Origin of the sequence: Pseudoalteromonas sp. Isolate6 (genome assembly GCF_022398435.1) — a bacterium.
Lineage (GTDB): Bacteria > Pseudomonadota > Gammaproteobacteria > Enterobacterales > Alteromonadaceae > Pseudoalteromonas > Pseudoalteromonas galatheae.
Genome location: NZ_JAKEVK010000186.1, coordinates 1 through 9,298, shown reverse-complemented (window position 1 = coordinate 9,298; position 9,298 = coordinate 1). Strand labels below are relative to the sequence as shown.

At 43.2% G+C, this 9,298-nt stretch carries 8 protein-coding genes; 3 read left to right on the top strand and 5 right to left on the bottom strand.

Going from position 1 to position 9,298, the window contains the following annotated elements; all coding sequences use genetic code 11:
• Positions 1–80 precede the first annotated feature (80 nt).
• A complete protein-coding gene (locus L1D50_RS18590) occupies positions 81–1,364 on the bottom strand; it encodes a DEAD/DEAH box helicase (RefSeq protein ID WP_128726616.1) in 1,284 nt (427 codons plus the stop codon).
• Positions 1,365–1,419: 55 nt separating this feature from the next.
• Positions 1,420–2,334, bottom strand: a complete 915-nt coding sequence (locus L1D50_RS18585) for a 4-hydroxy-tetrahydrodipicolinate synthase (protein WP_239966568.1) — start codon at positions 2,332–2,334, stop codon at positions 1,420–1,422.
• Between the two features lie 173 nt (positions 2,335–2,507).
• Here L1D50_RS18585 and L1D50_RS18580 point away from each other — a divergent pair, with 173 nt between their 5' ends.
• Positions 2,508–3,161 carry a DUF6058 family natural product biosynthesis protein gene (locus L1D50_RS18580; protein WP_128726696.1) on the top strand — a complete coding sequence of 218 codons (654 nt, stop codon included), beginning with the start codon at positions 2,508–2,510 and terminating at the stop codon, positions 3,159–3,161.
• 46 nt (positions 3,162–3,207) lie between these two features.
• Here the strand turns inward: L1D50_RS18580 and L1D50_RS18575 are convergent, their stop codons facing one another.
• Positions 3,208–3,462: a hypothetical protein gene (locus L1D50_RS18575; protein ID WP_128726618.1), complete on the bottom strand. Its 255-nt coding sequence runs from the start codon at positions 3,460–3,462 to the stop codon at positions 3,208–3,210.
• A gap of 451 nt (positions 3,463–3,913) precedes the next feature.
• On the opposite strand from L1D50_RS18575, the gene L1D50_RS18570 reads away from it, so the two are divergent.
• Positions 3,914–4,171 (top strand): type B 50S ribosomal protein L31, encoded by a 258-nt coding sequence (locus tag L1D50_RS18570; protein ID WP_010373063.1) that lies wholly within the window; start codon positions 3,914–3,916, stop codon positions 4,169–4,171.
• Positions 4,172–4,176: 5 nt separating this feature from the next.
• Positions 4,177–4,317 (top strand): type B 50S ribosomal protein L36, encoded by a 141-nt coding sequence (gene ykgO / locus L1D50_RS18565; RefSeq protein WP_010373066.1) that lies wholly within the window; start codon positions 4,177–4,179, stop codon positions 4,315–4,317.
• A gap of 54 nt (positions 4,318–4,371) precedes the next feature.
• Here ykgO and L1D50_RS18560 read toward each other — a convergent pair whose 3' ends face one another.
• A complete protein-coding gene (locus L1D50_RS18560) occupies positions 4,372–6,447 on the bottom strand; it encodes a basic secretory protein-like protein (RefSeq protein ID WP_239966567.1) in 2,076 nt (691 codons plus the stop codon).
• Positions 6,448–6,464: 17 nt separating this feature from the next.
• A partial coding sequence (locus L1D50_RS18555) for a TonB-dependent receptor (RefSeq protein WP_345773973.1) occupies positions 6,465–9,298 on the bottom strand: 2,834 nt, incomplete at its 5' end.

The window sequence follows — 9,298 nt, the reverse complement described above, 5'->3', positions numbered from 1 at the left end:
TCGCTATTGTACGCCACATTGGCTAAAAACAACAACGCCAGCGTGCTAGCTGGCGTTGTAAATAAAGCAAAAAAACAATCTTACTTCTTCTTTTGCTGCTTACGTACATTTGCAATACGAGAGCGGTTTTTTAATCTTGCTTCTGCACTGGCTTGATTCGAAGGCTTATTCACCCGCGCCTTACGACGTTGATGCGCTGGTTTCTTCTGGATTGTTTCAACCAGTCTTTCACGGTTTGCCACTTCGTAGCCTGGCAGATAATAGCGTGAAATTTGCTGCTCGATTAACTGCTCAATATGAATAAGATCAGATTCTTCTTCACGGCTTACAAAGGTGATCGCATAACCAAACTGACCAGCACGACCAGTTCTTCCGATGCGGTGAACATAATCTTCGGCAAGATAAGGCACATCGTAGTTAACCACACGTGGCAGACCAACGATATCCAATCCGCGGGCTGCGACTTCGGTTGCAACCATCACGCGTACTTTGCCTTCGGTGAACTCTCTTAAAGCGCGACGACGAGCGCCTTGAGTTTTATCGCCATGACATACATTTGCATCTATGCCATCCAGCTTTAGCTCTTCAACTAGCTTGTCTGCGGTTTCTTTCATATTGACGAACACCAGCACTTGTTGCCAATTTTTGGTCCCGATAAGCTCTGATAGTAACTCGCGCTTACGTTCTTCTTTAACTGGATAAACAACGTGGCGAACCGTGTCGGCCGTACTATTTTCAGGCGTCGCTTGGATTAATTTAGGGTGATCCAAGACTTGTTTCGCGAACTGTTTCATTGCCGACGGGAAAGTTGCAGAAAACAACAATAGCTGCTTTTGTTTATCCACCAGCTCAATGATTTTTTGCATGTCGGTGATAAAGCCCATGTCTAACATGCGGTCGGCTTCATCTAAGACTAAATGTTTAACGTTACTTAACGTGACATTACCTAAGCGGATATGATCTAACAAGCGCCCAGGGGTCGCTACTAAAATATCCACGCCCTGCTTTAAGCGCTCAGCTTGGCCATTGGCGTTAACCCCGCCAAATAGTGCCTGCACTTTTAAGTCTGTGTACTTTGTAAATGTCGCACAGTTGTTGGCGATTTGCTCGGCAAGCTCACGCGTTGGCGCTAAAATCAACGCTCTTGGCGTCGACTGTGCTTCAGCCTCAAGCAATTTTTGGATGATAGGCAAGGCAAAAGCTGCGGTTTTCCCAGTTCCAGTTTGCGCTGTTGCGAGCACATCACTACCTTGACGGACAGCTGGGATAGCCGCCTGTTGAATTGGCGTTAATGTATGAAAATTGATGTCTTGCAGCGCATCTAAAAGAGGCTGTGCGAAACTAAATGAAGAAAACGTTGCCATAATAACCTACGACCGAGTCAAAAACGGTCGCAGATTATAAATGACAAACCGACTTTTAACAAAACTTAAGCAAGGTTTCGTCAATTAATTTTGGTGTCGAGCCGACAAAGTCACTTTCTTTTAACTGAGAAAGGAGTTCAATCCCCTCTTTTTGCTGTGCTTGCGACAGTGGTACATAAGGCAACCTAAATACCGGTTTGACCGCGCCTGTCATAATCAAAGCCGAATTGATAGCAATTGGATTTGGTTCGCAGAAGAGCCAGTTCATTAACGGTTGCAGTGACTGGTTAAGCGCTTGGTTAGGCGTATCCATCAGTTGTCTGAATAAGCCCGGAATGATGTTTGAAGCAACTGAAATAACACCGTGAGATTGGCTGTTATGGCGGCTATCGTGAGCTTGGTCGTCGTTACCTGACCAACACGCAATGCCTTTCGCTTCATAGTGCGCGATACGCTCATCACCCGCACATTCTTTCATGCCGACGAAATGTTTATGACCTGCTAGTGGCTCAATAATATCTGGTGTTAGATCTTGTCCAGTTCTGCCCGGTACGTTGTAGATGAAAGCCGGGCCGATCTCCAATACTTCGTTTAAGTGCGCTTTTACTCCCGCAATTGAAGTTTTACCATAGTACGGATTGATCTGCAGTGCGCAGTGCATCCCTGATGCAAAGCCATATTCCGTTGCTTTTTTTGCTTCGCGGGTATTATTACTGCCAGTATTTCCGACGATTAGCAGCTTATCACCAAACTTATTTGCCGAGTGGGCAATCAGCATTAGGTGTTCTTCCCAATTCATCAATTGCCCTTCGCCAGTTGTCCCAGCAACGACAATACCATCAACGCCCGCTGCAATTTGCGCTTCAACAAGCTTGTCATAGGTATCTAAGTCAATTTCACCCGCCATAGTGTAAGGTGTTTTGATCGCGGTAATTAAACTCGCTTTTTTTATTGATTGAATTTGATGCATGGTCTTTCTATTACTCTTCCAGTTGACAGCCATTTTTACCATAAATATGACTGAGATCCGACCCATTAAACCCAGTAAATCAATTAAAACCAATGAATTTTACACTCAGCGCTTGTTATTTGCGTAAAGATCCAGCAGAATCTCAATTACTGTATATTTATCCAGTTTATTTTATGGGACTGACACATTTTTTAAATACGCACTTTTATACCACGGCTGAGCTGAGCAGCAGCTTAAAGATATCTGAAGAACAACTGTCTGATTGGCAACAAATGAGTCTATTTCCCAATCCCAGTTACAGCATTCAGAACCAAATTAAGTGTAGCTCTTACTTTGGCCTTTACGAGTGTGAAGAATACACCGATTTTTATGCTCGTGGTTTATTAAACTGGGGACAGCTATTGTTGAAGCACAAAGTTGACCAATCAAGTACTGCATTTGAATTGTTTCAACAACGCTACTGTGATGCATTGGCAAAGTGTATTGAAAAAGGCTTTTATACCGAAGATCCAAGTTTTAGTGATGACCTCACAGAGCATGTACAACAAGTTTGGCAACAGTTTTTATGTGGCAAATATGGGGTGATCAGCCAAAATGGTCTAGTAGAGGAAGCGCTTTATATTGATCTAGGCCGAGCGATTATCGACGATATCACAGAAGCAAGAACCGCAAGTAGTATTGCTCCAGAGCAGCGTAGTCAAGTACACAACGCCATGAAGCTACTAAACAAAGCGCTAGCGGCCAATACTCAAGCTGAGCAAACAGAGTCGCTACGCACTCGATACATTGACCAATTGATTAGTAAGTACGACTTATCAATCAAATAATCTGTTGTCTGGCGCACAACAGTTCTGCCAGACAATCTATGCTTACTTATATTTGTTGTTCGATGTGTGCACGAATTATCTCAAATGCTTTTAAGACCTTTAACTGATCTTTACATAAGCTGTCGTACCAAGCATCGAATAGTTCATCATCTTGCTCACTGAGTGTTTGATACTGCGCCAGTAGTGTCACTATGTCACTATGTGTACACGAGAGTGTGTCTAACTCTTGCTGTAAGGCGCTGTCATCGCTACTTTGAAGCTTAGCCAAAATTGAGTTATCTAACTCAGCATGTTTATCCATAATARATGCTCTATATCTGTATTGCGTTGGCGAACAAAGTACTTTCGCGAACGTACTAGGTTTTAATTATTTGCTAGACCTCTCTCATCTAGTTAAGGTTATTAACCATTAACCTCAATTGAACCCACTCTTTTATCTCATATCTATCAAACCAACAGGCTTACATCGATAGCTATATTCCAAAAAAGTCTATTCGCTACTATTCCGGTTAAGGGCCAACACCAACATGACTACTTGAGAAACTATCTAGAACTAGTTATATCAGGCAATTTTAAGGAAAGTAAGCCCCTTTTAATCAACTGGTCAAGATGCACTCAGTTTAGTTCCGCATGCGTTGACAAATTAGGCGTATCGCACTAAATGGCGGCAACAACAAATTAGTTGTTGAGAATAGTTTTTATTTAATTTATATTGATACAGTATAACAACACATTATTTAGGAGTCGTTGTCGTGAAACCAAATATCCACCCTGATTATCAACTTGTTGCCTTCCATGATACATCGGTTGATAAATACTTTATTGTCGGTTCAACCATTAAATCGGACAGAACTGTTGAACTAGACGGTAAGACTTACCCTTACTTCCCAATTGACGTCTCTAGTGCATCTCACCCTTTCTATACAGGTAAACAGAAGTTGGTGGCAAGTGATGGTCGAGTTGCACAATTTAACCGCCGCTTTAAAAACCTTGCGACTAAAAAAGGATAAACCAGATGAAAGTACTGAGCTCACTCAAAAGCGCTAAAAATAGACCGGGGTGTCAAGTCGTAAAAAGACGTGGTCGGGTTTACGTAATTTGTAAATCTAATCCGCGATTTAAAGCGGTTCAAGGTAAAAAGAAGAAGAAACGTTAAAAGTCAAAATAAGCACTTTTTAAGGTGGGCATTGCCCACCTTTTAACTAAAAAGCTATTCTTTTGCTTCCCACAATGAGAATTCGCCTAGCTGAATTAGGCGTCCGCTAGCGCCGCCAATTCCACCGCCTTCACGGGTATGCTCAAGTTCCAAACGATAATGGGTATACGCATTTGGACTCTCGATAGCAAAGCTATAGTATTCCATCGTATTAGGTAGTTCGCTGAACTGTTGAGTATCTAGTGTAATCCAATTCGTACCATCATTTGAGCCCTGTAGCTGCCACGCGTTAGGAAAGCGATGAGGGTTGTCTCCCGCTGTCGCTAATGAGTAGTATTTTGCTGTTTTAGCGCTGTCAAACACATAGTTAACCTGGGCCTTATCAACCTGTTTTATCGGCAACAAGTCAGGTGCATATTGTGCAAGCCAAGCAGGGGCTTCCAACACCACATTAAATTTAGAGGTAATATTTCTATCATTAAGCTTATCTGCCCCCTCATTAAAAGGCACAAGTGCGGTTCCGTTTGTTGTTACCTGAGTGCTAGTGGGTGCAAAGTTCTGATACCCAAGTGGTACTGGTGGTAACTTACCGATGCTTGCAAGGTAGACTTGATACTCTTCAAATACCGCATCAATGCCACGCTGTTCACCAAATATAGATTTAAAAGCGGTGTCTAAACTCCACGGATCAAGCGTTTTTGCTGCCGCATTAAACTTGCGGATAAAATCGGTGTTACGATGACTGTTTTCTACCCACTCAAAGAAGAATGCTGTTTGATCGTAAGCATCAACATTGTAGTGCTCCATCCAGCGAACTCCAGCGCGTCTATGCTCTAAGTAACCAGCATCTATTCGAATAAAGTTAGCCAGCGCTTCAAGGTAGGTATGATAATCCGTGCCCGGACGATATTCTCCTTCTGCCGGAACATTATTGTAGCCATGAGTCAGCTCATGCCACAGCACACCAATGACTTCGTTACGAATAGCCTCATCTCCAAGACCCTCTAGGTTGGCGATGTGCTTAACATCAAACCTAAGCTCCATAACTTTGCCTTCATCTGCCTTTGATGCAGGCGCATCAAAGTCCCCGGTAATAAAAGTAACGTGCTCAAAAACGTTGATTTCGGTTACATTATTAAACAAGCGCTTGGCAATCTTCAAAGAGATCTCATGAATAAGGGTATTTAGGTCTGGGACCGCACGTTCAAGCGCCAACTGTCCTGGGTGCTCTGGTAGTTCTTTTTTCACTTCAATTACAGGCTCTGGAAACCCTGCCCATGGCGAGGCTGGATCCCACACACGGATAAAGTCTTGCTGAACTAATGTCGCTTCCCCTTTGTCGTTACTCGCAACCAGTGTAATGGTTTTTGGCCCTAATGCTTCAAACTTAACCAATGGATTTTGCTCTGTACTTGTTGCAGGAATACCATCTTCAAATGTCCACTGCCAGTGAGTCGGATTAACCAACGACTCATCTCCAAAAACAATATACTCAGAGACTTCAGGAGTCGTGTTTGTCGCATTAAATGCGACGATAGGAATATCCGATACCGTTTTGATCTCGAGTTCCGCTAGCTGCGTAATATCAGCACCATAGCTATCCGTACCACCATGTACTAAATCAAATTTGAAGTAGCGATACTTTTCGCCGCTTTCGGCCAATTCAAAATTGCGAGTCAGTCCTCGAGCAGAGAATACTTCTCCCGCTCTTGAGTCCAGCTCAACCCACTCTGCTTTATCATTTGAGCCATATACGACCCACTGTTTTGGATCTCGGTTCGCCTCGTCGTTTGCTGATGTAAAGCTATATTCCCTAAGTTCAATCTCTGTCGCGGCTTTAAACACTACAGTAACGTTTGGCGCAAAAGCGAGGAATTTTGTGCTTGTGTTAGCGTCGATAAGTTTGTCGACACTTTCACCTGCGGGCGAGGCCTGTACACCATCCGCTAGAATAGCCTCAATCTCAACCCCAGTATCTGAGGTGATATTACGCAATGCGCCAGAGTCTGGCTGCCCGGATGATTGAGTTTGTTCAGGCTTATCACGTTCAACAAATTCAGACCCATCATTACAGCCTATTAGTGTTGCAGCAACGGCCATTGCCACCGCTGATAGCATTAATTTTCTCATTTCGTTACCCTTTATTATTAAAATTGGTAGTTAACTTTTAGCAAGAACTCGCGCCCGTTCGTATCGTAATTACCCGCTTTATAGAATGGGTAACTTCTAAACGAGGCGTCCTGAGGTGGCATTGCATTTAATAAGTTTTGAACCGTAAACATCACTCGCGTGTTGTCATTGATATAGTGACCAATGGTTAGGTTATGCTTTATCCATGCTGGTAACTTTTCTCTTTGACCAAAATCAGCACCGTTCCAATTTTTTCCTTTATAATTTACCTGCCATGAAATTGCGGTCTTCTCCAACTGCCAAGTCAGGTTAAACGATGCCATATCTTTGAAGTTATAGTTATCTTGACTGTCTAGCACATCTTCAAGCGGATCTTCGGGACGAAGCTTTTCTTTTTTCTTTAAAACATGGCTGTAGTCAAGCTTATAAATAAACTCACCAAGTTCTGACTCATACGTGCCCTTCACACCAAAGTTGACGCCGCCATGCTGCCTTTCCGCGGCGTTTATATAACCTTCTCTGATAATAGCTGCGGTGTACGGTAACCCTTTTTTCGTGTTTCCTAACCAGTCGGTTGCCAAACCATCTTGGTCAAAACGCTGTACTCTGTCTTGCATATTGGCGCATTTAGCAGAAGACGAATCGATTAGGCCGTTTTCACACTTCCAGACATTATCAAGAATTTCGCCAGACCCAAGTCGAGTAATTTTATCTTTAAGGACAATGTCATAAACATCAACATTGAATGACAGCTCAGGGGAATACTCATACACAAGACCAAAGGTTAATGAATGACCAGATTCTTCTTTTAAAGTTGGGTCGCCTGCCGAGATTGTCTCAAAGTCAGCATCTAGCTTTGGCTCGTTGATATTTGTTGTGTCTAAGTCTGCACAACTGATAGTTAATGCATCAGCATTATATTGAGCGGGATCCCCTGTGGTTTGAAAACGTAGACAAGCATCTGCAATCACTCTGTCCGAGCCTCGTCCAAAGTTACCAGCAAACCCTTGATATACTGAGCTCATGCTAGGACCACGGAACGTTGTGCCATACGCACTTCTTAGCATCAGCGCGTCAGTAGGAGAATACTTAAAACCGACTTGATAAGTGAATGCCCCACCAACATCAGAAATATCATCATAGTGGTCATAACGCAGCGCTATTTCACTAGAGATCTGTTCAGTAATAGGGATCATAAATTCTGTCGCAGCTGCATAACGGTTACGTTCACCATCGGTGATAACACCTGTTAGACCGACAAATTCTTTATTTAATATTCTGCTATCTGGCGTCGCGCTCGTCCCTTCTTTCATCAGCTCAATATACGCTGCAAAAGACACAAATCCTGCTGGCAATTCAAATAAATCCCCAGACAGATCTGCAGTTAGGGTTTCATTAAACGACAAGCCATCGTAGGTTGCCCAATCAGCCATGTTATACATATTGTCTTGGGTCAGAGGCGCAAAAAAAGCTTGGTAATTTGGACGGTAGATTGGCATACCATCAACCTCTCCCAACTTTGGTCCTTTTAGCCAGTTATTTCCTTCAACCGTGTGGTGCAAGTACCTATCAGAGAAATCGTATTGTGAACGGCTGAAGCCAACGGAGTAATAGTAATCTGCTATCTCCCCTTCAAGACCAAAACTAAATGAATAAGATTTATCATCGTATACCCGACCTAAACCATCATTTGTATATTCTGAATCATTCACTATCCGCCACATATACTTAACTGGAGCGCCGTAGCCACCAGCTTTATTTTTGATATCAGGATCCCAAAACATGGATCCGTGAATTGACTCTGCATGAGCAAAGAAGAATGGATTTCGTGCCCCTTTCTTTTCTTGGTCGATATAAAATCCGTTAACAAAAAAGCTGTGTTCGTCGTTGATACTGTACACCGAGTTGATATACAAACTCATGGTTTCAACTTGGTTACGGAGCAAATTATTACCGGTTTCATCCCACCCACAGCTTAGGCCGTAGTCATTGCGGCTAATAAAGTGCTGAACTGCAGTCGGGTGTGGATTGTCATCTGTGTTGCAGTACTGCGCTGAATATTGATTTTTGAACTCAGTGTTCTCAGCCCATACGGTAATGGAACGATTGAGTTCTCGTTTGTTTGTTGGGTCTGGATTATCCCAAACACTGTCATGAAAAGGTCTGTCGGCACCAGTCAGCGCCTCTTCCGTTTTATATTCTAGCGAGTAGTCAAACGTAAAGTCGTCTTGCTCAAAACCACCAACAAACGACAAGCCTTTTTTATCACCCGTACCATAGGTATCCTGGCCGTAGAATGCTTCAACGACATGCTCGTCCATACCTTTTTTGGTAATAATATTGACTACTCCAGCCATTGCGTCTGAACCATAGATTGCAGAGCCACCGCCGGATTGAATATCGATGCGCTCAACCATCGCCGTTGGCAACATATCGAGATTAACAAAATTGGTTTGGCCACCGTAAGGCATTGGGTAATAGGCCAAGCGCTTGCCATTAACTAGAATAAGTGTGTACTCAGGTCCAACGCCTAACAGGTTTAACTCCTTGGCACCAGGCGTATAGGAGCCAGTTTCTACTTCACCGAGAACGGCACCACTAGCAGCGGAAATACTACTCAGTGCGTCATAAACTGTGTTAAAACCACTTCTGACCATATCAGCGGAAGAGAGACTTTGGACATTGGTCACACCCTCAATGGCGATACGTTTAATACGAGATCCTGTCACCTCAACACGTTCTATTTCTTCTGCTTGTTCATCTGTTGCGGCTGTTACTGAGTTAGTTGCTACCGCTGCTAGAACAGCAGCGGCGATCAGGCTATGTTTATATATTATTGTTGTCATAAGAC